Annotated in this window: 23 protein-coding genes and 2 pseudogenes; 21 read left to right on the forward strand and 4 right to left on the reverse strand. The window is 74.8% G+C overall.

From position 1 onward, the window contains the following. Window positions 1-50: 50 nt before the first annotated feature. The 11 genes and pseudogenes from lepB (at window position 51) to ACI790_RS18000 (ending at window position 9,227) form a co-directional block, all read left to right on the forward strand. Entirely contained in the window at window positions 51-998 is a 948-nt protein-coding gene (lepB, locus tag ACI790_RS17950; RefSeq protein ID WP_456571148.1) for a signal peptidase I, read from the forward strand. 148 nt (window positions 999-1,146) lie between these two features. Next, window positions 1,147-1,869: a LuxR C-terminal-related transcriptional regulator gene (locus ACI790_RS17955; RefSeq protein ID WP_456571149.1), complete on the forward strand. Its 723-nt coding sequence runs from the start codon at window positions 1,147-1,149 to the stop codon at window positions 1,867-1,869. Window positions 1,870-1,980: 111 nt separating this feature from the next. Continuing rightward, entirely contained in the window at window positions 1,981-2,769 is a 789-nt protein-coding gene (locus ACI790_RS17960) for a ribonuclease HII (protein ID WP_456571150.1), read from the forward strand. Further along, window positions 2,766-3,086, forward strand: a complete 321-nt coding sequence (locus ACI790_RS17965) for a DUF2469 domain-containing protein (protein WP_135146486.1) — start codon at window positions 2,766-2,768, stop codon at window positions 3,084-3,086. Before ACI790_RS17960 ends, ACI790_RS17965 begins: the two co-directional genes overlap by 4 nt. Window positions 3,087-3,171: 85 nt before the next feature. Beyond that, complete coding sequence (locus ACI790_RS17970; protein ID WP_456571151.1) at window positions 3,172-3,531, forward strand: YraN family protein; 360 nt, start codon at window positions 3,172-3,174, stop codon at window positions 3,529-3,531. Then, complete coding sequence (locus tag ACI790_RS17975; protein ID WP_456571152.1) at window positions 3,528-5,048, forward strand: YifB family Mg chelatase-like AAA ATPase; 1,521 nt, start codon at window positions 3,528-3,530, stop codon at window positions 5,046-5,048. The genes ACI790_RS17970 and ACI790_RS17975 overlap by 4 nt, the downstream gene beginning before the upstream one ends. Further along, entirely contained in the window at window positions 5,045-6,292 is a 1,248-nt protein-coding gene (gene dprA / locus ACI790_RS17980; protein WP_456571153.1) for a DNA-processing protein DprA, read from the forward strand. Before ACI790_RS17975 ends, dprA begins: the two co-directional genes overlap by 4 nt. 31 nt (window positions 6,293-6,323) lie before the next feature. Then, a complete protein-coding gene (locus tag ACI790_RS17985; RefSeq protein ID WP_456571154.1) occupies window positions 6,324-7,262 on the forward strand; it encodes a tyrosine recombinase XerC in 939 nt (312 codons plus the stop codon). A gap of 92 nt (window positions 7,263-7,354) precedes the next feature. Further along, complete coding sequence (whiG, locus tag ACI790_RS17990; protein WP_456571155.1) at window positions 7,355-8,155, forward strand: RNA polymerase sigma factor WhiG; 801 nt, start codon at window positions 7,355-7,357, stop codon at window positions 8,153-8,155. A gap of 112 nt (window positions 8,156-8,267) precedes the next feature. Continuing rightward, a pseudogene (locus tag ACI790_RS17995) lies at window positions 8,268-8,606 on the forward strand (GNAT family N-acetyltransferase); the annotation flags it as partial. A gap of 156 nt (window positions 8,607-8,762) precedes the next feature. Then, window positions 8,763-9,227, forward strand: a complete 465-nt coding sequence (locus ACI790_RS18000; protein WP_456571191.1) for a DUF1643 domain-containing protein — start codon at window positions 8,763-8,765, stop codon at window positions 9,225-9,227. A gap of 52 nt (window positions 9,228-9,279) precedes the next feature. Here ACI790_RS18000 and ACI790_RS18005 read toward each other — a convergent pair. Then, window positions 9,280-9,738: pseudogene (locus tag ACI790_RS18005) on the reverse strand (murein hydrolase activator EnvC family protein); the annotation flags it as partial. A 297-nt stretch (window positions 9,739-10,035) separates the two neighbouring features. Here ACI790_RS18005 and rpsB point away from each other — a divergent pair. From rpsB to ACI790_RS18030, 5 genes are all read left to right on the forward strand, one after another. Continuing rightward, window positions 10,036-10,983 carry a 30S ribosomal protein S2 gene (gene rpsB / locus ACI790_RS18010; protein WP_456571156.1) on the forward strand — a complete coding sequence of 316 codons (948 nt, stop codon included), beginning with the start codon at window positions 10,036-10,038 and terminating at the stop codon, window positions 10,981-10,983. Window positions 10,984-11,068: 85 nt separating this feature from the next. Continuing rightward, complete coding sequence (gene tsf, locus ACI790_RS18015; protein ID WP_456571157.1) at window positions 11,069-11,884, forward strand: translation elongation factor Ts; 816 nt, start codon at window positions 11,069-11,071, stop codon at window positions 11,882-11,884. Window positions 11,885-12,049: 165 nt separating this feature from the next. Continuing rightward, window positions 12,050-12,820 (forward strand): UMP kinase, encoded by a 771-nt coding sequence (pyrH, locus tag ACI790_RS18020; RefSeq protein ID WP_456571158.1) that lies wholly within the window; start codon window positions 12,050-12,052, stop codon window positions 12,818-12,820. A gap of 83 nt (window positions 12,821-12,903) precedes the next feature. After that, window positions 12,904-13,461, forward strand: a complete 558-nt coding sequence (gene frr / locus ACI790_RS18025; protein ID WP_456571159.1) for a ribosome recycling factor — start codon at window positions 12,904-12,906, stop codon at window positions 13,459-13,461. A gap of 21 nt (window positions 13,462-13,482) precedes the next feature. Next, window positions 13,483-14,568 carry a phosphatidate cytidylyltransferase gene (locus ACI790_RS18030; RefSeq protein ID WP_456571160.1) on the forward strand — a complete coding sequence of 362 codons (1,086 nt, stop codon included), beginning with the start codon at window positions 13,483-13,485 and terminating at the stop codon, window positions 14,566-14,568. A 1-nt stretch (window position 14,569) separates the two neighbouring features. Here the strand turns inward: ACI790_RS18030 and ACI790_RS18035 are convergent, their stop codons facing one another. Then, window positions 14,570-15,673, reverse strand: a complete 1,104-nt coding sequence (locus ACI790_RS18035; RefSeq protein WP_456571161.1) for a GNAT family N-acetyltransferase — start codon at window positions 15,671-15,673, stop codon at window positions 14,570-14,572. 18 nt (window positions 15,674-15,691) lie between these two features. Between ACI790_RS18035 and ACI790_RS18040 the strand changes: the two genes are divergently transcribed. Then, window positions 15,692-16,678: a DUF2332 domain-containing protein gene (locus tag ACI790_RS18040; protein ID WP_456571162.1), complete on the forward strand. Its 987-nt coding sequence runs from the start codon at window positions 15,692-15,694 to the stop codon at window positions 16,676-16,678. Continuing rightward, window positions 16,675-17,325, forward strand: coding sequence for a TrmH family RNA methyltransferase (locus ACI790_RS18045; RefSeq protein ID WP_456571163.1), 651 nt, complete (start codon window positions 16,675-16,677; stop codon window positions 17,323-17,325). Before ACI790_RS18040 ends, ACI790_RS18045 begins: the two co-directional genes overlap by 4 nt. Here ACI790_RS18045 and ACI790_RS18050 read toward each other — a convergent pair. Next, a complete protein-coding gene (locus ACI790_RS18050; protein ID WP_456571164.1) occupies window positions 17,322-18,092 on the reverse strand; it encodes a polyphosphate kinase 2 family protein in 771 nt (256 codons plus the stop codon). The genes ACI790_RS18045 and ACI790_RS18050 overlap by 4 nt on opposite strands. A gap of 95 nt (window positions 18,093-18,187) precedes the next feature. Between ACI790_RS18050 and rlmN the strand changes: the two genes are divergently transcribed. Together rlmN and ACI790_RS18060 are read left to right on the forward strand one after the other, a co-directional pair. After that, window positions 18,188-19,363, forward strand: a complete 1,176-nt coding sequence (gene rlmN, locus ACI790_RS18055; protein ID WP_456571165.1) for a 23S rRNA (adenine(2503)-C(2))-methyltransferase RlmN — start codon at window positions 18,188-18,190, stop codon at window positions 19,361-19,363. Beyond that, entirely contained in the window at window positions 19,360-20,076 is a 717-nt protein-coding gene (locus ACI790_RS18060; protein WP_456571166.1) for a VIT1/CCC1 transporter family protein, read from the forward strand. Before rlmN ends, ACI790_RS18060 begins: the two co-directional genes overlap by 4 nt. Window positions 20,077-20,147: 71 nt before the next feature. Here ACI790_RS18060 and ACI790_RS18065 read toward each other — a convergent pair whose 3' ends face one another. Next, the gene (locus tag ACI790_RS18065; protein WP_456571167.1) at window positions 20,148-20,450 is read right to left on the reverse strand and encodes a DUF2631 domain-containing protein; all 303 of its coding nucleotides are present in this window, start codon (window positions 20,448-20,450) and stop codon (window positions 20,148-20,150) included. 137 nt (window positions 20,451-20,587) lie between these two features. Here ACI790_RS18065 and dxr point away from each other — a divergent pair, with 137 nt between their 5' ends. Next, window positions 20,588-21,784 carry a 1-deoxy-D-xylulose-5-phosphate reductoisomerase gene (dxr, locus tag ACI790_RS18070; RefSeq protein ID WP_456571168.1) on the forward strand — a complete coding sequence of 399 codons (1,197 nt, stop codon included), beginning with the start codon at window positions 20,588-20,590 and terminating at the stop codon, window positions 21,782-21,784. The last annotated feature ends 13 nt before the right edge of the window (window positions 21,785-21,797 follow it).

Raw genomic sequence — 21,797 nt, forward strand, 5'->3', positions numbered from 1 at the left:
GCCCGACCGGCTGGATCTCGGCGGGTCCCCTGCGCCGTACGCTGCTCCTGATGAGCAGCGACCGGCCCGGGGGGCCCGCCGACGTCGTTCCGGGGGAGCCGGACCCCGACGAGACGCCCGCGGGTGGCACCGGGGCGACGCCGTCGGCCGGCGGCCGCCGCGCCCGCCGGCCGGACGCGAAGAAGGGCTCGCTGCTGCGCGAGCTGCCGGCCCTGCTGCTGATCGCCTTCGTGCTGGCGCTGATCGTCAAGACCTTCTTCGTGCAGGCCTTCTTCATCCCGTCCGGATCGATGGAGCAGACGCTGCACGGCTGCACCGGCTGCACCGGTGACCGGGTGCTGGTGAACAAGGTGCCCTACTGGTTCGGTGAGCCCGAGCCCGGCGACATCGTCGTCTTCCGCGGGCCGGACACCTGGACGGCGGAGATCTCGGTCGAGGAGCCGGACAACTGGTTCAACGGGGCGCTGCTGTGGCTCGGCCGGGCGATCGGCGTCGCGCCGCCCAGCGAGGACGACTTCGTCAAGCGGGTGATCGCCACCGAGGGCCAGACGGTGCAGTGCTGCGACACCGAGGGCCGGGTCACCGTGGACGGCGAACCGCTCGAGGAGCCCTACATCTTCGAGGACACCCCGATCGAGAGCCGCGCCTTCGGCCCGGTGACCGTGCCCGACGGGCGGCTGTGGGTCATGGGCGACCACCGCTCGGCGTCGGCGGACTCGCGGTCGCACGTGGGCGACGAGTACGCCGGCACCATCGCCGTCGACGACGTCATCGGCAAGGCGGCGGTCATCGTCTGGCCGCTGGGCCGGTTCGGCCTGCTCGGCTCACCCGACATCCAGGGCACCGAGGCCGCGGCGGCGGTCCCGGCGATGCCCGCCGACGGTGGGGCGAGCCCGGTGGGCGCCGTCGCCGTCCTGCCGTACGCGGTGGGCCTGGCGGGCGCGGTGCCGGTGACGGCGTGGCGACGCCGGTCGAGGGCCGGGCGCACCGAACGGTAAATGGCGCGCCGTTTCCGGTGTGACTCACCACAACTGCAGATCCGTTTTCCGGCCCATCCCGGAAATGCGACTGGAAATGTGTTCAAGCAACCGTTTCACCCTTCCGATGGGGACAGGGCACCGTCCCGGAAGTGAAACGGAGTCTGTTGTGTCTGCACCTGTGGCGAGCACCGCCCGCGGCGTCACCCGCGTGCTCCTCCTCGCCGACGCGCCCGTCCTGCGCCGGGGGCTGGTCAGCATGATCAACGAGACCGCCGGCATGCAGTCGGTGGGCACCCCCGGCGAACTGCGCCGCGCGCTCACGCTGGTCGAGACCGCCCGCCCCGACGCCGTCGTGGTGGAGCTGGGCTCCGGCCGGGCCGCGACCCTCAACGCCTGCCGCGACCTGCGCCGCCGGTTCCCGCGCGTCGCGATCGTCGCCCTGGCCACCTCCGAGGACCCCGCCGTGGTCAACGAGGCCCTCGCCGCCGGCATCCGCGGCTACCTGATGGTCAACACCTCGCCGACGCTGCTCGGCTGGGCGATCCTGGCCGCCCGCGCGGGCCGCGTCGTCGTCGACCCGCAGATCCGCCGGGTGGAACCGTCCGCGCTGCCCGCGGCCAAGCCGTTCGCCCCGGAGGTGCCGCTGACCCGGCGCGAGCAGGACGTGCTCGACGAGCTCCTGCAGGGCCAGTCGAACCGGCAGATCGGCCGCAACCTGTTCATCAGCGAGGACACCGTGAAGTCCCACGTGAAGGCCATCCTGCGCAAGCTGGGGGCCCGCGACCGGGCGCACGCCGTCTCCCTGGTGCTCTCCTCGCGCACCCCGGGCTGCACCTGCGGCGCGCACGCGCTGCGGGACGCCGAGCCCGACGTGACCGCCGACGTCTGACCCACCGCACCTCCTCGGCTCCGACGGGCCGGCCCCTCGCGGGGGGGCCGGCCCGCGGTGCGTCCGGGGGCCGGTCGCGGTGTCGGCGCGCCGTCGTACTGTCGTGCCGCGATGGCTGCTCGTCCTCCCTCCACCCGCGCCGCTGCGGCGGTCCGTGCCCGCCGCACGGTTGCCGACGACCGGCCCGACGCGCTCTGGGACATGGAGCGCGCGCTGCGCCGGCGGGGCTTCGAGGCGATCGCCGGCGCCGACGAGGCGGGCCGGGGGGCCTGCGCCGGTCCGCTGGTCGCCGCCGCCTGCGTCCTGCCGTCCGGACGGCGGGGACGGGTGCCCGGACTGGCCGACTCGAAGCTGCTCACCGCCGCCACCCGCGAGCGGGTGTACGCCGAGATCGTCGACCGCGCGGTGGCCTGGTCGGTCGTCGTCCTCCCGGTCGAGGACCTCGACGCGCGGGGCATGCACGTCACCAACATCGAGGCGCTGCGCCGCGCCGTCTCGATGCTCGACCCCGGCCCGGACTACGTGCTGACCGACGGTTTCCCCGTGCCGGGGCTCGCCCGGCCGGGGCTGGCCGTCTGGAAGGGCGACCGGGTGGCCGCCTGCGTCGCCGCCGCGTCCGTGCTGGCCAAGGTGACCCGGGACCGGATCATGCTCGACCTGCACGCGCGCTGGCCGGAGTACGACTTCGCCGGCCACAAGGGCTACATCACCGAGGTGCACACCGCCGCGCTGGAGCGGCACGGACCGTGCCCGGAGCACCGGATGCGGTACGTCAACGTGGCCCGCGCGCGCGACGCGCACGCCGCTCGGACGGCCCACCTGACCGGTTCGGACGGCATGGTCGATGATGGGGCCATGCGTCCTGTGTCCCGAGCCCTGATGAGCACCGAGGACCGATGAGCACCGAAGACCTCGAGAAGTACGAGACCGAGATGGAGCTGCAGCTCTATCGCGAGTACCGGGACATCGTCCGGCAGTTCACCTACGTGGTGGAGACCGAGCGCCGGTTCTACCTGGCCAACTCCGTGGACCTTCAGGTTCGGGAGGCCGGCGGCGAGGTCTACTTCGAGCTGAAGCTCTCCGACGCCTGGGTGTGGGACATGTACCGCCCCGCCCGGTTCGTGCGGAACGTGCGGGTTCTGACGTTCAAGGACGTCAACGTCGAGGAGCTCGACAAGCCGGACCTCGAGCTGCCGGACGGCCCGCGCCTGCCGTAGCCCGGCGGCGTCCACAGGCCCCGGCGCCCTCCACAGATGGGCGCCGGCCCTGGGACGGCCCGCGGCGGCGCGGCACGGTCGGGGAGTGCCTCCTCCTGCTGACCTCGGTGCCCGCGGCGAGCGGATCGCCGTCGCCTACCTGACCGACTCCGGGTTGCGCGTCCTCGACCGCAACTGGCGCTGCCGGGAGGGCGAGCTCGACGTCGTCGCCCGCGACCGGGACGCCCTCGTCTTCTGCGAGGTGAAGACCCGGCGGGGCACCGGCTACGGCCATCCCGTCGAGGCGGTGACGCCGGCCAAGCAGCGCCGGCTCCGGGTGCTGGCGCAGCGCTGGCTGGCGGCGCACGACGAGCACGCACCGGAGGTCCGGTTCGACGTCGTCGGCGTCCTCGTGCGGCCCGGGCGCCCGGCCCTGGTGACGCACCTCCCGGCGGCGTTCTCGTGACGCTGGCACGCACCTGGTCGGTCGGGCTCGCCGGGGTCCAGGGGGCGATGGTGGAGGTGGAGGTCGACATCGCCGCGGGGCTGCCCGGGGTGGTCCTCGTCGGCCTGCCCGACGCGGTGGTGCGGCAGTCGGTGGACCGGGTGCGGGCGGCGGTGGTCAACGCCGGCGGCGAGTTCCCGGCCCGGCGGATCACCATCGGGCTCTCCCCGGCCTCGATGCCGAAGCAGGGGAGCGGCTTCGACCTCGCCCTGGCCGCGGCGGTGCTCGCGGCCGGGGGCGCGGTGCGCCGCCGGGCGGTCGACCGGCTGGTGCTGCTCGGCGAGCTCGGGCTGGACGGATCGGTGCGGGCGATCCGCGGCGTGCTGCCCGCCGTGCTCGCCGCCGCGCGGGCGGGGCACCGCCAGGTGGTCGTACCGGCGGCCAACGCGGCCGAGGCGGCGCTGGTCGAGCGGATCGAGGTGCTCGCGGTGGAGAGCCTCGCGCAGCTGGTCGGGCACCTGCGCGGGGAGACGGTGCTGCGGCCGCACGAGCGGGGGCCGCTGCCCGCGCAGCCGCCGGTGCCCGACCTGGGCGACGTCGTCGGCCAGGCCGCCGGGCGGCGTGCGGTCGAGGTCGCCGCGGCCGGGGGGCACCACCTCTTCCTCAGCGGGCCGCCGGGCGCGGGGAAGACGATGCTCGCCGAGCGGCTGCCCGGACTGCTGCCCGAGCTCGACGAGCAGGCGGCGCTGGAGGTCACCGCCATCCACTCGATCGCCGGCACCCTGCCGCCGGAGGCCCCGCTGGTCACCCGGCCCACCTTCGAGGCGCCGCACCACTCGGCGACGATGGCCGCGCTCATCGGCGGCGGCTCGGGCCAGATCCGCCCCGGCGCGCTGTACCGCGCCCACCGCGGCGTGCTGTTCGTGGACGAGGCACCGGAGTTCCCGCGGGCGGTCCTCGACACCCTCCGCCAGCCGCTGGAACGGGGGCAGGTGACCATCCACCGGGCGGCCGGCTCCGCGACCTTTCCCTGCCGGGCGCAGCTGGTCCTGGCAGCGAACCCCTGCCCATGCGCGAGCGCCGCCGGCGACACCGCGTGCACCTGCAGCCCGCTGGAGCGGCGGCGCTACCAGTCGCGGCTGTCCGGGCCGCTGCTCGACCGCGTCGACCTCCGGGTGGAGCTGCCGCCGGTCACCCGGGCGGCATGGCTCGACGGGCTGGGCGCACCTGAGGCGACCGCCGTGGTCGCCGAGCGGGTCCGCCGGGCGCGGGCGGCGGCGGGGGAGCGGCTGGCCGGCACCGGCCTGGGGCTCAACAGCCAGGTGCCCGGCCGGATGCTGCGCGAGCGGTTCGCCGTGCCCCGGCCGGCGTTGCGGCTGGCCGAGCGCGCCCTGGAACGGGGCTCGCTGTCGGTGCGCGGCTTCGACCGGGTGGTCCGCGTCGCGTGGACGCTCGCCGACCTGGCCGGTCGGACCGTGCCCGGCCCCGACGAGGTGGCCGAGGCCCTCGGCATGCGGCTGCAGCGGAGTGCGGCGTGAACCTGGACGAGGACCTCGAGGAGGCAGCCGGCACCGCCGCCGTCCCGGGGACGGCGCAACCCGGGGTGCGGCGCGCGCGGGCGTGGCTGAGCCGGGCGGTCGAGCCGGGGACGATCGACCTCTGGCGCTACGTCGAGGACGTGGGGCCGGTCGACGCCGTGCGACGCCTGCGGGCCGGCACCGCGCCCGAGCGGATCCGGTCGCTGGTGGGCGCCCGGGCGCACGAGGACGCCACGCTGGCCGACCTGCGGCGCGCCGAACGCTGCGCGGCCCGCTTCGTGGTCCCGGAGGACGACGAGTGGCCCGCGTACCCGCTGCACGCGCTCACCGTGGCCGTGGCCGGGGAGCCCGTCGAACCGCGGCACCAGTCCGACCGGACGCGGGCACCGGTGCCACCGATGGGCCTGTGGGTGCGCGGCCCGGCCCGGCTCGACGTGGTGACCGACCGCTCGGTGGCGGTCGTCGGCTCCCGCGCCTCCTCGGCATACGGCGAGCACGTCGCCGCCGAGCTCGGCCACCAACTGGGTGAGCGCGGCTGGACCGTCGTCTCGGGCGGCGCGTACGGGATCGACGCCGCCGCCCACCGTGGTGCGCTGGCCGCCGGGGTGCCGACGGTCGCGGTGCTGGCCTGCGGTGTCGACCGGGTCTACCCCGCGGCGCACGGGGCGCTCTTCGCCCGGATCGCCGAGTCCGGCCTGCTGGTGAGCGAGTGGCCGCCCGGCTGCGCGCCGCTGCGGCACCGGTTCCTCGTCCGCAACCGGCTGATCGCGGGGCTCACCCGGGGCACGGTGGTCGTCGAGGCGGCGGCCCGGTCGGGGGCGCAGGCGACGGCCACCCGCGCCCGGACGCTCAGCCGGCCGGTGATGGTGGTGCCGGGGCCCGTCACCTCCGCGCTCTCGGTGGGCTGCCACGAGCTGCTCCGGGACGAGGAGGCCGGCGCGATACTCGTCACCTCGGCGGCGCACGTCGTCGAGGCGGTCGGCGGCATCGGCACCGACCTGGCGCCGCCTGTTGAGCGGCCGGCGTCCCCGCGGGACGGGCTCTCCGACCTCGCGGCCCGGGTGCTGGACGCCTGCCCGGTACGCATCGGGGTCAGCCCCGAGCGGCTGGCGAGCATCGCCGGCTGCGACGTCCTGGAGGTGCTGAAGGTGCTCCCGTCGCTGGAGCTGGCCGACCTCGTCCAGTGGACCGGCACCGGCTGGCGGCTGGCCCCGCCGCCGAAGCCCCCCGGCGCGGCGGCTTGACCGGCGCCGGGCGCCGACGGACGGTGCCCCCGTGGCCACTCCCAGCACCGCAGAGGTCCGCGCCGGGCTGCCCCCGGCGCTGGCCGAGGCGCTGGCCGGCTACGAGGAGCACCTGAGCGCGCAGCGCGACCTGTCGGAGAACACCGTCCGGAGCTACGTCGGTGACGTCGCCCGGCTGCTGGACCACCTCGCCCGGCGCAGCGGGACGCAGCCGCACGACCTCGACCTCGCCACCCTGCGGAGCTGGCTCGCGCAGGGCCGCACCCGCGGGCACAGCCGCTCGACCACCGCGCGGCACGCCTCGGCCGCCCGGTCGTTCACCGCCTGGCTGCGCCGGGCCGCGCTCATCGCCGAGGACGTCGGTCAGCGGCTGGTCAGCCCCAAGGCGCACCGGACCCTGCCCGACGTGCTGGCGGCCGACCAGGCCCGGGCGCTGGTCGAGACCGCCGCCGGGGACGACGAGCCGGTCCGGCTGCGCGACGCCGTCGTGCTGGAGCTGCTCTACGCCAGCGGGATCCGGGTGAGCGAGCTCGTCGGGCTGGACGTCGACGACGTCGACCGCGGCCGCCGGCTGCTCCGGGTGCTGGGCAAGGGCCGCAAGGAGCGCAGCGTGCCCTACGGGGTGCCGGCCGAGCGCGCGCTGGACGCCTGGCTCGCCCGCGGCCGTCCGGCGCTCGCCACGCCCGACTCCGGGCCGGCGCTGCTGCTGGGGTTGCGCGGCCGGCGGCTGGACGCCCGGGAGGCCCGCCGCACGGTGCACGCCGCGACCGCCGGCGTCCCGGGGGCGCCGGACATCGGCCCGCACGGGCTGCGGCACTCCGCCGCCACGCACGTGCTGGAGGGCGGCGCGGACCTTCGCTCCGTCCAGGAGCTGCTGGGCCACGCTAGCCTCGCGACGACGCAGATCTACACGCACGTGACGGTCGACCGGCTCCGTGCTGTCCACGCCCAGGCGCACCCCCGTGCCTGAGCTCGGCGGCCGGGTCGCGGAGCGGACGACGGCAGTCATGACCACGCGGGACCACGGACGGTGCCCGCGCAGCACGACCGAGGAGCGCGACCGTGTCTGAGGCAACCATCCGCCGCATCGACGAGTCCGGAGAGGACGCCGATGCCCTGCTGCACGACCTGTGGGCGCGGTACGTCGACGGCCGGGACTCCGCGCTCCGGGACCGGTTGATCCTGCACTACGCGCCGCTGGTCAAGTACGTCGCCGGCCGGGTCGGCAGCGGCCTGCCCGCCCACGTCGAGCAGGCCGACCTCATCTCCTACGGCACCTTCGGGCTCATCGACGCGATCACCCGCTTCGAGCCGACCCGCGAGGTGAAGTTCGAGAGCTACGCGATGTCCCGGATCCGCGGCGCCATCATCGACGAGCTCCGCAACACCGACTGGATCCCGCGGTCGGTGCGCGTCAAGGCCCGCCAGTTCGAGCGCACCGTCGCAGAGCTGGAGAGCAAGCTGCACCGGACGCCGTCGGACGAGGAGGTCGCCGACGCCATGGACATGGACGTCGAGGACATCCGGAAGTTCCTCGGCCAGCTGTCCCTGGTCAACGTCGTCGCGCTCGACGAGCTGCTCACCGACGACGACGGCGGCTCGCCGCGCCTGGGTGACACCCTGCGGGACCCCGGCGCGCTGGACCCGCAGGCGATGGCCGAGCACGGCGAGGCCCGGCAACTGCTCGCCCGCGCCGTGGAGCAGCTGCCCGAGCGGGAGAAGGTCGTCGTCTCCCTCTACTACTTCGAGGGGCTCACGCTCGCCGACATCGGCCGCGTCCTCGGCGTCACCGAGAGCCGGATCTGCCAGCTGCACACCAAGGCCGTCCTGCACCTGCGCACCAAGCTCGCCGACATCGCGTGATGGCGGCCGCGGGAGCATGACCGGCCCGCCCCGGGTGGGGTCGGGTCGGGTCGGGTAACACCGGCCTCGACGCCCGGCTGAACCGAGAGCTGAGCGCCCACAACAGGGCCGCCTCCGGGGCGAGGACCAGCTCTGGCTGACGGTGCAGCCGATCGACGAGGACGGCGAGCTCATCGGCGGGCTCAGCGGCTGGAACCGGGGCACCTGCGTGGGCGTCGCCATGCTCGGGATCCGCGAGAGCGCCCGCCGGGACGGCCTCGGCAGCCGGCTGCTCCGCACCGCCGAGGAGGCGGCCGTGCAGCGCGGCTGCCGGCAGGTGGTGCTGTTGTCGTCCACCTCCCAGGCGCCCGGTTTCTACCGGCGGCAGGGCTACGCGGAGACCGGCCGCCGCACCCAGAGCCTGCCCAACATCGGGCAGGCCGACGTGCACTTCGTCAATCACCTGGCCTGAGCGCAGCCGCCGCCTCGTGCCGGTCGGCCTCCGTCGGCGGATAGCGTCGTGCCGGTGGACGACGTGCTCGCCGTGCTCGCAGACCGGCACGGCCTCGAGGACCGGGCGGGCACGTCCCCCGATGGACTTCCGGAGCGGTACCTCTACTCGGCTGACATGGGCTACCGGTACGGATTCGGTCGCTGGTGGGGTAACCCTGAGGTCTCGACCACGGACGTGTGGGTCCTCCTCAACCCCGCGACAGGTGACACCGAGCGGCGCCGCCGTCCGACGCTGGAACGGTGCATCGCCCGCAGCGGCGCCGTCGGCCGGAGCGGTCTCGTGGTCGTGAACCTCTTCGCCCTGCGGCACACGGATCCGCAGGTCCTGCGGCGGGCAGCGGACCCGGTCGGGCCGGCGAACGACGACGCTCTGCGGCTCTTCACGGCCGCGGCCCCGAGGACCATTGCCGCCTGGGGTGCGGGAGGAGCTCTCCATGCCAGGTCACGCGCTGTCGCGCCCCTCCTGGACCAGCCGCTCTGCCTGGGTACGACGGCTGGGGGTGAGCCGCGGCACCCGCTGTACGTGTCCTCGGACGCCGGACTCCGTCCCTGGGCCCCACCCGGGGGTCCCGGGCATTGAACGGCAGCAGGCGGAGCCGGGGCGGCCGGAGCAGCGCGAGCGGGTCCAGGTAGTCCTCGCCCCGGCGCAGCCCCCAGTGCAGGCACGCCGCGGCCGGGCAGCCCTCGTGCCCGGTCGCCAGCACCCCGATCGGCGAGCCGCGTGCCACCGCCTGACCCGCGCCGACGGCCGGGTCGACCGGCTCGTACGTCGTCCGCAGGCCGCCGGCGTGGTCGATGCTCACCACCGGCCGCCCGGCCACCATCCCGGCGAAGACGACGACGCCGTCGCCCGCCGACCGCACCGCCGAGCCGGGCGTGCCGAGGAGGTCGACGCCCCGGTGCCCCGGCCCGTACCGGTGCGGGGGTGGCTCGAACGGCCGGCCCACCACCGGCTCCCCGGGCAGCGGCGGGGTCCAGGCGGCGGGGCCGCCCGGGGAGGCGATCGGAGGCGCCGGTCCGGCGGTCGCTCCGGCCGGCGCCAGCACGGCGACGGCGACCAGCGCGAGCACGACCGCGAGCGAGGACCTCATGCGGCGACCCTGAAAGGGGGAGGGCCCGCGACGGCAGGCGCGGACCGGATCTGTGGAGGGGCCCGGGAACTGGGGAAAAGGCCCGGCAGGCGTCGCGTATGCTGTCCGGTGCGGCCCGTCCGACGGGTCGACTTCGCGCGTCCTTCTCCCGCCGATCGGCGGGGCAGTCGCCACCTCGGTCCCGGCCCAGCCGGGGGAGTGGTGCCGCAGGACGCCAGGGCGGGCGCCAACCGGAGCCCGCGACAACCGGAATCAGCGCGGCCCTGCGGCCGCGCGCAGACGCAGAGAGGCTGCGATATGGCAGTCGTCAGCATGAAGCAGCTGCTCGACAGCGGCGTGCACTTCGGGCACCAGACCCGTCGCTGGAACCCGAAGATGAAGCGCTTCATCTTCACCGAGCGCAACGGCATCTACATCATCGACCTGCAGCAGACGCTCGGGTACATCGACAACGCCTACGAGTTCGTCAAGCAGACGGTCGCCCACGGCGGCTCGATCCTGTTCGTCGGCACCAAGCGCCAGGCGCAGGAAGTCGTCGCCGAGCAGGCCACCCGCGTAGGCATGCCCTACGTCAACCAGCGCTGGCTGGGCGGCATGCTCACCAACTTCCAGACCGTCTTCAAGCGGCTGGAGCGGCTCAAGGAGCTCGAGGACCTCGAGCAGACCGGCGCCCTGGTCAGCCTCTCCAAGAAGGAGCAGCTGGTCCTCAGCCGCGAGAAGGCCAAGCTCGAGCGCAGCCTCGGCGGTATCCGCGACATGAAGAAGGTGCCCAGCGCCATCTGGATCGTGGACACCAAGAAGGAGCACATCGCCGTCGGCGAGGCGCGCAAGCTCAAGATCCCGGTCGTCGCGATCCTCGACACCAACTGCGACCCGGACGAGGTCGACTACAAGATCCCGGGCAACGACGACGCGATCCGCAGCATCGCGGTGCTGACCCGGGTCATCGCCGACGCGGTCGCCGAGGGCCTGATGGCCCGCTCGGCCGCCCAGGCCAACGCCGGTCGCGAGGACGGCGGCGAGCCGGCCGTGGCCGCCGGCGAGCCGCTGGCCGACTGGGAGCGCGAGCTGCTGACCGGCGGCACCGCCGACGAGCAGGCCGCCGCCACCCCGCCGGCCGAGCCGGCCGCCGCGACCCCGCTGCCCGAGACCCCGGCCGAGCCGGCCGACGTCACCGTCGGCCAGGTCGCCCCGGTCGAGGACGTCCCCGCCACCACCGGTGGCAAGGAGAACAACGCCGTCTGACGGTCCGGCGCCGTCCCTGCCGCACGAGCGGCAGGGACGGCGCCGCCGCGGCTCCCCGCATCTTCGACACACCAGAGGAAGTGACATGGCTGAGTTCACCGCAGCCGACGTCAAGCGTCTCCGCGACGCCACCGGCGCCGGGATGATGGACTGCAAGAAGGCCCTGACCGAGGCCGACGGCGACTACGACAAGGCCGTCGAGTTCCTGCGGGTCAAGGGCGCCAAGGACGTCGGCAAGCGCCTGGAGCGCTCCACCACCAACGGTGCCGTCGTCAGCAAGGACGGCGCGCTGCTGGAGCTCGACTGCGAGACCGACTTCGTCGCCAAGAACGCCGACTTCGTCGCGCTCGCCGAGCGCCTGCTCGCGATCGGCCTGGAGCACAAGCCGGCCGACGCCGAGGGCCTGCTGAACACCGAGGTCGACGGCCAGACCGTCGCCGCGCTGGTCGAGGGCGAGTCCGCCCGGATCGGCGAGAAGCTGGTGCTCAGCCGCTTCGCCGCCTTCGAGGGCAGCACCGCCACCTACCTGCACAAGCGGGCCACCGACCTGCCCCCGGCCATCGGTGTCGCCGTGCAGTACTCCGGTGGCTCCGAGGAGGCTGCCCGCAGCCTGGCGATGCACATCGCCGCCGCGCGGCCGCGCTACCTCACCCGCGAGGAGGTCCCGGCCGAGGCGGTCGAGACCGAGCGCCGCGTGGCCGAGCAGACCGCCAAGGAGGAGGGCAAGCCCGAGCAGGCGATCACCAAGATCGTCGAGGGTCGGGTCAACGCCTACTACAAGGACTTCGTCCTGCTCGAGCAGCCGTCGATCACCGAGCCCAAGCGCACGGTCAAGCAGATCGTCGACGAGGCGGGTCTGACCGTCGAGCGCTTCGCGCGCTTCGAGGTCGGCCAGGCCTGAGCCGCACCCGGTACCGATGACCGGCCCCGTTCCCCTCGTGGGACGGGGCCGGTCGTCTGTCCGCCGCCCGTCCGCGACCCGCGCTCGGCAGGAGCGGGGCACCGGGATGCGGCAGGATCACACTCCACCGACAGCACCCATCGACACCAAGCCAGGGATGAATCGTTGACCGACACCACCGCGCCGCTGTCCGCCCCCACCGCCTTCCAGCCGGCCGACGGGAGCGGCTACCAACGCGTGCTGCTCAAGCTCTCCGGTGAGTCCTTCGGCGGCGGCAAGGTCGGGGTCGACGCCGACGTCGTCCGGGGCATCGCGGAGCAGCTCGCCGAGGTCGTCTCGCGGGGTACGCAGATCGCCGTCGTCATGGGTGGCGGCAACTTCTTCCGCGGCGCGGAGCTCTCCCAGGCCGGCATGGACCGCACCAAGGCCGACTACATGGGCATGCTCGGCACGGTCATGAACTGCCTGGCCCTGCAGGACTTCTGCGAGAAGGCTGGCCTGGAGACGCGGGTCCAGTCGGCCATCACCATGGGTCAGGTCGCCGAGCCCTACATCCCGCGCAAGGCGATCCGGCACCTGGAGAAGGGCCGGCTGGTCATCTTCGGCGCCGGCGCCGGGATGCCCTACTTCTCCACCGACACCGTCGCCGCGCAGCGCGCCCTGGAGATCGAGTGCCAGGTGCTGCTCATGGGCAAGAACGGTGTCGACGGCGTCTACGACGACGACCCGCGCACCAACCCCGACGCCGTCATGTACGACGACCTCGACTACGCCACCGTGCTGGCCAAGCAGCTCAAGGTGGCCGACGCGACGGCGATCAGCCTCTGCATGGACAACCAGATGCCGATCGTCGTGTTCGACCTGCTGCGCGACGGCAACATCGCCCGTGCAACCGCAGGTGAGAGGATCGGCACGCTGATCAGTCAGCCGGCCTGACCGGCCGGCCGCCGGCGCAACCACGAGGACGACGGCCCGACGAGCTCCCCACCGCGGGGAGCCGGCCGCAGGAGGGACTACCCGTGATCGACGACACCCTGCTCGACGCCGAGGAGCGGATGGACAAGGCCCTCTCGGTGGCGCGCGAGGACCTGGGCTCGGTCCGCACCGGACGGGCCGCGCCCTCGATGTTCAACAAGATCGTCGTGGACTACTACGGCGCCTACACGCCGGTGCCGCAGATGGCCTCCATCACCGTGCCCGAGGCGCGGATGGCGGTCATCAAGCCCTACGACATGAGTCAGATGGGCGCCATCGAGAAGGCGATCCGCGACAGCGACCTCGGCGTCAACCCGACCAACGACGGCCAGCTCCTGCGCGTGGTCTTCCCCCAGCTGACCGAGGAGCGCCGCCGCGACCTGGTGAAGCAGGCGCGCGCCAAGGGCGAGGACGCCAAGGTCGCCATCCGCAACATCCGCCGGCGGGCCAAGGAGGAGCTCGACCGCATCGTCAAGGACGGCGAGGCGGGCGAGGACGACGTGCGCCGCGCGGAGAAGGAGCTCGACGACCTCACCGCCAAGCACACCCAGGGCATCGACGACGCGGTGAAGACCAAGGAGAGCGAGCTGCTCGAGGTCTGACCTCGTCGCGGCCACACGCCCATGACGCCTCCCTCCGCCGACCGTCCGCGCTCGCTGCGCGCGGGTACCGAGCCGTCGTCACGGCGCGGTGCCCGGACGCCGGGCGCGGACCGGCGGGACGACGACACCGGTCCGGTGCCGCGTGCGACGTCGCGACCGCTCCCTCCGCTCCCTCCGCGCCCGCTGGTGCCGGTTCGCGACGACGCGGGGCCCCCGCCGTCGGCGGACGACGTCCCCACGGCGACGGCGATGCCGCTGCCCGAGAAGCTCGCGCAGCTGCCCACCACGGAGCAGCCGGTGAGCCGCGCCGGGCGGAACCTGCAGGCGGCCATCGGCGTCGGTCTCGGGCTGGTCGGCCTGGTCCTGGCGTCGCTGTTCCTGTGGCGGCCGGCCTTCCTCGGCCTGCTGGTCGCCGCGATCCTCGTGGCGGTCGTGGAGCTGACGCGGGCGCTGGGCAGGGGCGGGTACTCCGCCCCGCTCGTGCCGCTGCTCGTCGGTGCCTTCGCCATGGAGGCCCTCGCCTGGAGCCGCGGCCCCACGGGGCTGCTCACCGGCTTCCTGCTCACCGCGGTGGCCGTGCTGCTCTGGCGGCTCGCCGGAGGACCGGTCGGCTACCGCCGGGACGCCGCCGCAGGGGTCCTCGTCGCGCTCTACGTCCCGCTGCTGGCCGGTTTCGCGGTCCTGCTCCTGGTGCCCGAGGACGGCGCGCTGCGGGTGCTCGCGTTCATCGCGACGGTGGTGGCCAGCGACGTCGGGGGCTACGCCGCCGGCGTGCTGTTCGGCAAGCACCCGATGGCGCCCTCGATCAGCCCCAAGAAGTCCTGGGAGGGCATGGCCGGCTCCGTGCTCGCCTGCATGGCCATGGCCACCCCGATCCTGGTGTTCGGGCTGGACGCGCCCTGGTGGGGCGGGCTGGTCTTCGGCGCCGCGCTCGCGGTCTCCGCCACGGTGGGCGACCTCGCCGAGTCGCTGATCAAGCGCGACCTCGGCATCAAGGACATGGGTGACCTGCTGCCCGGTCACGGCGGGATCATGGACCGGCTGGACTCGCTGCTGCCGTCGGCGGCCGCGGCGTACCTGCTGCTGACCCTGCTCGCGCCGGTCTGAGTCACACCGGGCGGTCCACCGCCCAGGTGGTGCCGACCTGCTCGAACCCGTGGCGGGCGTACCAGTGCCGCGGCCAGTCGCCCCCCGCGGCCTCGAGCACCACCAGGTCGCAGCCGGCGTCGGCGGCCAACTCGAGGGTCCGGGTCAGCACCACGCCGGCGTGACCGCGCCCGCGGGCGGCCGGATCGGTGAGCACCGACTCCACCGCCGCGGTGGCGCCGTCGACCCGCAGCTGGCCGGCGGCCACGACCCGGCCCTCCTCCCGGACGGCGACGTCGGTGACGGCGACGACCCGGTCGTTGAGCTCCTCCCGCGCGATCAGCTGGGCCACCACCGCGTCGAGCCGGCTCCCCAGCGAGGCCAGCCCCGCCCGCCAGGAGCGCTCCCACAGGTCGTGCACCTCGCGCTGGTCGACCACCTCCGCCCGGGCACCGGACCCGGGCACCGGTAGATCGGTGCGGCGGGCCATGAGCACCAGCTCCTCGGCGTTCCAGCCGCGGCCGGTCAGCGCGGCGGCGACCGGCGCCGCGCCCGGCCAGGCCAGCAGCGCCGCGAGGTGCGGCCATCCCGCGTTGCCGCCCACCTCCTCGGCCGCCGCCTCGACGGTCGCGGCGTCCACCGGCTCGGCGACGATCAGCCGGTTGTTGTCCCGGGAGTGCGGGACGTCGGGGTCGAGCACCGCCACGCCGCCGGGCACGTCGCCCACGCCCACGGCCCGCCGGACGGGGACCGAGGTGTAGAACGCCAGCGCCCGGGCGAGGGCGTCCCCGGGGGCAGGGAGTACGGGCACCGCCGGCGGGCGGTAGGGCACGACGGCGACGACCGCGCCGGTCGGCAACGGGCCGTACAGGTGCGGGAACAACGCGCCGGCCGGGTCGTCGGGGTGCCCGGGCTCGAACCGCACCGGGTCGGGCAGCCGGGACGGGTCGACGACGAGCAGCGCGAGATCGCGGCGGCCGGGGAACAGCCGGCCCGCGGGCAGGTGCACCTGCGCCGGCGTCGAGAGGTGCACGAAGCCGGCCGCGTCCGGCCGGATGCCGCCGGCGGCCAGGGCGGCCCGCCAGGCGGTCGGCTCGATCAGGTGGAGGAGGACGTCGGGCTGCACCTCTGCGATCCTGCCCGGATGGCAGCCGAGGATCTCGACCGGATCGCCCGTGGGTACCGCTCGTTCGCGGCCGAGGCCCGGTCGTCGTCCCCGCGCTACGCCGAGCTCGCCGCGCACGCCGCCGGCTCCCCGACCGTGCTCGCGTTCCTCGCCGGGCTGCCCACCGGCAAGCGGCAGCCCAACCTGCTCTTCGCGGCGCTGCAGTTCCTCGGCGGCGCGCCGGCCGACGGCGCGGAGCTGGACCGCCGCGTCGCCGACGACGCCGAGCGGCTGCGGGCCACCGTGCTGGCCCGCGCCACCCAGACCAACGAGCCGGCGCGGTGTGGGGCGTTGCTGCCGGTCCTCGGGCTGCTCGACGCCCCGCTGACGCTGGTCGAGGTGGGCGCCTCCGCCGGTCTGTGCCTCTACCCCGACCGGTACGGCTACGACTACGACGGCGTCCGGGTGGGGCCGGAGGACGCGCTGCGGATCGTCGTCACCACCTCCGGCGGGGTGCCCGTGCCCCGGGCGCTGCCGCGGGTGGTCGCCCGCATCGGCATCGACCTGAACCCGCTGGACCCGGGCGACACCGACGACCGGGCCTGGCTGCGCGCGCTGGTCTGGCCCGGTCCGGCGGCCGAGGAGCGGCTGCGCCGGCTGGACGCGGCGGCGGAGGTGGCCGCGCGGGAGCCGGCCACGATGCTCCGCGGTGACCTCCTCGACCGGCTGCCCGACGCCCTGGAGTTCGTACGGGCGGGGAGCACCGTCGTCGTCCTGCACACGGCGGTGCTGCCCTACCTGACCGAGCAGGCGCGGGCCCGGTTCGCCGACACGGTGAGCGGCCTGCCGGTGCGGTGGCTGGCGCAGGAGCCGGCCGGCATGGTCCCCGGCACCGGGCAGCGGCCGGTCGACGGCTGGGGTGCCGAGTTCGTGGTCTCCCTCGACGGCCGGCCCCTCGCCCGCTCGGCGCCGCACGGTGGGCGGCTGGAGTGGCTGGGTGCCGGGCTGGGAGCATCCGGGGCGTGACCGACGACGTCCTCCCCGGCCCGACCGACTGGGGGACGACGGTCGGCGTCGGGCCCTGGGAGGGGCCGTGGCCGGAGGACCCGCGTTACGACCCGCAGCTGCTGGCCGAGGGCGACCGGCGCAACGTCGTCGACCGGTACCGCTACTGGACGGTGGCGGCGATCGTCGCCGACCTGGACGCCCGCCGGCACCCGTTCCACGTCGCGATCGAGAACTTCGGCCACGACCTCAACATCGGGACGGTGGTGCGCACGGCCAACGCCTTCCTCGCCGCGGAGGTGCACGTGGTCGGCCGGCGGCGCTGGAACCGGCGCGGGGCGATGGTCACCGACCGCTACCAGCACCTGCGGCACCACGCCGACGTCGGCGGCCTGCTGGCGCACGCGGCCCGGCAGGGGCTCGCCGTCGTCGCCGTCGACAACGGGCCCGGCGCGGTGCCGATCGAGACGGCCGAGCTGCCGGAGCGGTGCGTGCTGCTGTTCGGCCAGGAGGGCCCCGGGCTGACGCCGGAGGCCCGTGCGGGGGCGGAGCTCACCGTGTCGATCGCCCAGTTCGGCTCGACCCGGTCGATCAACGCCGGCGTGGCCGCCGGGATCGCGATGCACGCCTGGATCCGGCAGCACGCCGGCCCGCGCGCGAGCCCCTAGTCGCCGGTCAGCGGCGGGTCGGGGTCGATGCCGCGCGCGTGCAGCGCCGCCTCGACCGCCTCGCAGACCGTCCGGACGACGGCCACCCGCGCCCACCGCTTGTCGTCGGCGGGGATCACGTGCCACGGCGCGGTGGGGATGTCGGTGCGCTCGAGCATCTCCTCGACCGCAGCCTCGTACTCGCCGCGCTTCTCCCGGTTGCGCCAGTCCTCGTCGGTGAGCTTCCACGCCTTGTACGGGTTCGTGCGGCGGGACTCGAAGCGGCGCAGCTGCTCCTCGGGGGAGACGTGCATCCAGAACTTCACCAGCACCGTGCCCTCGGCGGCCAACGTCGTCTCCAGGTCGACGATCTCCTGGTACGCCCGCCGCCACGCCTCTTCCTCGGCATAACCCTCCACCCGCTCGACCAGCACCCGGCCATACCAGGAGCGGTCGAGCACGGCCATGCCGCCCCAGCCGGGCAGCACCGGCCAGAAGCGCCACAGGAAGTGGTGCCGCTTCTCGTCGCTGGTGGGTGCGGCGAACTGCGCCACCCGCACGTGCCGGGGATCGAGCTCGCCCACCAGCCGCTGGATCGCGCCGCCCTTGCCGGAGGCGTCCCAGCCCTCGAACAGGGCCAGCAGCGGCGGGCCGAGCTCGCCCGGCCCGATCTGCCCGCCGAGCAGCAGGCGCAGGTGGACCAGCCGCTCCTGCGCAGCGGCCAGCTGCTTCTTGGCCTCCTTCTTGTCCAGGCGGAGGCTCAGGTCGACGTCGTCCAGCCGGCTCATGACCGGTCACCCTGCCAGGGATCCGGCCCGCTCGCGTGAGTTCGGTCTCCGGACCGCGACCGAGGGCCGGGAGAGGTGGGACCATGGGTGGCGATATGACTGCCCTGCCCCTGGTCTTCGACGCCCCCCGCCGTGGCAAGCCGCCGCGCCACCTCGCCGACCTCACCCGTGAGGAGGCCCGCGCGGCGGTCGCCGAGCTGGGCCAGCCGGCGTTCCGCGCCGACCAGCTGGCCCGGCACTACTACCGCGGGGTCACCGACCCGGCGCAGATGACCGACATCCCGGCCGCCGCCCGCGAGCCGCTCCGCGAGGCGCTGCTGCCCGGGCTGCTCACCCCCGTGCGGCACCAGACCGCCGACGGCGGGCGGACCCGCAAGACGCTGTGGCGGCTGCACGACGGCGCGCTCGTGGAGAGCGTGCTGATGCGCTACCCCGACCGCGCCACTGTCTGCATCTCCAGCCAGGCCGGTTGCGGCATGGCCTGCCCGTTCTGCGCCACCGGCCAGGCCGGGCTGACCCGGAACCTCTCCGCCGCCGAGATCATCGGCCAGGCGGTGGCCGCCGCCGCGGCGATGGCGAACGGTGACGTCGCCGGCGGCCCGGGCCGGCTGTCGAACGTCGTGTTCATGGGCATGGGGGAGCCGCTGGCCAACTACGCCCGCGTGCGCAAGACCCTCGACGCCCTGCTCGGCACCGCCCCCTACGGGCTGGGCCTCTCGCAGCGGTCGGTGACGGTCTCCACGGTCGGCCTGGTGCCCGCCATCCGGCGGCTCACCGAGGAGGGGCGCAACGTGACCCTCGCGGTCAGCCTGCACGCCCCCGACGACGAGCTGCGCGACACCCTCGTGCCGATCAACACCCGCTGGAAGGTCGGCGAGGTCGTCGACGCCGCCGACGCCTACGCGCAGCGCACCGGGCGCCGCTACTCGGTGGAGTACGCGCTGATCCGGGACGTCAACGACCAGCCGTTCCGGGCCGACCTGCTCGGTCGCCTGCTGGCCGGGAAGCTCGCGCACGTGAACCTCATCCCGCTGAACCCGACGCCGGGCAGCCCCTGGGACGCCAGCCCGCTGCCCGCGCAGCGGGAGTTCGTCGCCCGCCTGCGGGCCGCCGGGGTGGCGACGACGGTGCGCGACACCCGCGGCCAGGACATCGACGGCGCCTGCGGCCAGCTCGCCGCGGCCGACCGGGTCGACGGCGTGCCCGCGGTGGCGCTGCCCACCCCCAGCGTGGAGGAGCCCGTTCCGCTGGGTGCCGAGGGAGACCGGTGACCTCACCCGCTCCGGAGGCGGAGGCGCACGAGCACAGTCACGCCGACGTCTCGGGCGGGTGGCTGCGCGCGGCGGTGTTCGGCGCGATGGACGGCCTGGTCACGAACACCGCGCTGGTCGCCGGCGTCGGCGGCGGCGGGGCCGCGCCGCGGACCATCGTGCTGGCCGGTACGGCGAGCCTGGTCGCCGGCGCGATCTCCATGGCGCTCGGCGAGTACACCTCGGTGAAGACGGCGAACGAGCAGCTCGACCTGGAGGTCGAGAAGGAGCGCCGCGAGCTCGAGCGCAACCCCGAGGGCGAGCTCGCCGAGCTCACCGAGATGCTGCGGGTGCGGGGCGTGGAGGACCGGCTGGCCCGCCAGGTCGCCGTGCAGCTGTCCCGTGACCCGCAGACGGCGCTGCGGCTGCACGTCGTCGCGGAGCTCGGGCTGAGCCCGGAGGACAAGCCGTCGCCGATGACGGCAGCGGTCTCCTCCTTCTGCACGTTCGGAGTCGGCGCGCTGCTGCCGCTGCTGCCCTACCTGCTCGGCTTCTCCGTGCTGTGGGCCGCGCTGCTGTGCGGAGGTCTCGGGCTGCTGGCGGCCGGGGTGCTGTCCTCGCGGTTCACCCCGCGCCCGTGGTGGTACGCGGGTCTGCGGCAGCTCCTCTTCGGCGCGGCCGCCGCCGGGATCACCTACCTGATCGGCGCGGCGATCGGCGTCTCGATCACCTGAGCCGGCGAGCCCGGGAACGGCGAGGCCCCGCCACCCCGGTACGGGGAGCGGGGCCTCGGTGCATCCGGTGCTCAGCGGCGCCAGGCGGTCTTCTTCCGGCGGAGGTCCCAGACGAGGATCAGTGCCATCACCCCGGCGAACCCGAGCAGCCACAGGTCCTCGACCCGGCCCTCGTGGTTGCCGACCATGTACAGCAGGATGATCGCCACGGTGATCCAGCCACCGATCTGGCCCCACTTGCCGGTCTCGCCGTGCCAGCCCCAGTCCTCGGGCTGCTCGTGCTCGACGGGGTGCGCGCCCACGCGGGCGACGCCTTCCTCACGTCCGGGCTGGTTGACCCGCTGGGTCGACGGGGAGTGGGATGCCTCGGTCACCCGCCCATTCTGGCAGGAGCCGATGCCGGGCACCGGGTGAGGTGGTCGGCGGGTCGTCAGTCGTCGCACGCGAGGCCGGCCCCGGCGCCTCCGCCCGCGCTCGGGCCGGCGGGGCAGGGCATTGGCAGGATGGCGGTATGAGCGAGCCGCGCGAGGTCACCGTCCTGGGCTCCACCGGGTCGATCGGCCGGCAGGCGCTGGAGGTGGCCGCGCAGAACCCCGACCGGCTGCGCATCACCGGCCTGGCCGCCGGCGGCGGGGACGTGGCGCTGCTCGCCGAGCAGGCGTTGAGCCTGGGCGTCCGCACCGTCGCCGTCGCCAAGGCCACCGCGGCGCAGGACCTGCAGCTGGCCTTCTACGCGGTGGCGTCCCAGCGCGGCTGGGCGACGGGGGAGTTCGCGCTGCCGGAGATCCTCGCCGGGCCGCGCGCCGCCGAGGAGCTGGCCGCCCGGCCCGCCGACGTCGTCCTGAACGGGATCACCGGCTCGATCGGGCTGGGTCCCACCCTCTCGGCGCTGCGGGCCGGCCGCACGGTGGCGCTGGCGAACAAGGAGTCGCTGGTCGCCGGCGGGGAGCTGGTGCTCGCCGCCGCGGCGCCCGGCCAGCTGGTGCCCGTGGACTCCGAGCACTCGGCGCTGGCCCAGTGCCTGCGCGGTGGGTCGCGCGAGGAGGTCGCCCGGCTGGTGCTCACCGCCAGCGGCGGGCCTTTCCGTGGCCGCCCGGCCGCGGAGCTGGCCGAGGTCACCGTCGAGCAAACGCTGGCGCACCCGACCTGGGCCATGGGGCCGATGGTGACGATCAACTCGGCGACCCTGGTCAACAAGGGGCTGGAGCTGATCGAGGCGCATCTGCTCTTCGGCGTGCCCTACGCCGACATCGACGTCGTCGTGCACCCGCAGTCGATCGTGCACTCCATGGTCACCTTCGCCGACGGCGCGACGATCGCGCAGGCCAGCCCGCCGGACATGCGGCTGCCGATCGCGCTCGGCCTGGCCTGGCCCGACCGGCTGCCGCACGTGCAGCCGGCGCTGGACTGGTCGACGGCGAGCACCTGGGAGTTCCTGCCGCTGGACTCCGACGCGTTCCCCGCCGTCCGGCTGGCCCGGTCCGCCGGGGAGGCGGGCGGCGTGGTGCCGGCCATGTACAACGCCGCCAACGAGGAGGCGGTCGCCGCCTTCACGGCGGGTCGGCTGTCGTTCCCAGGGATCGTCCAGCTCGTCGCGCGTACGCTCGACGCCGCGCCGGACCTCGGCGCCCCCACCTGCGTCGACGACGTGCTGGCGGCGGAGAAGTGGGCCCGGGAGCACGCCCGGGGCGTCATCGCCGGAGGCTGAGCTGAGCGGGATC

The organism is Blastococcus sp. SYSU DS0539 (assembly GCF_054050855.1).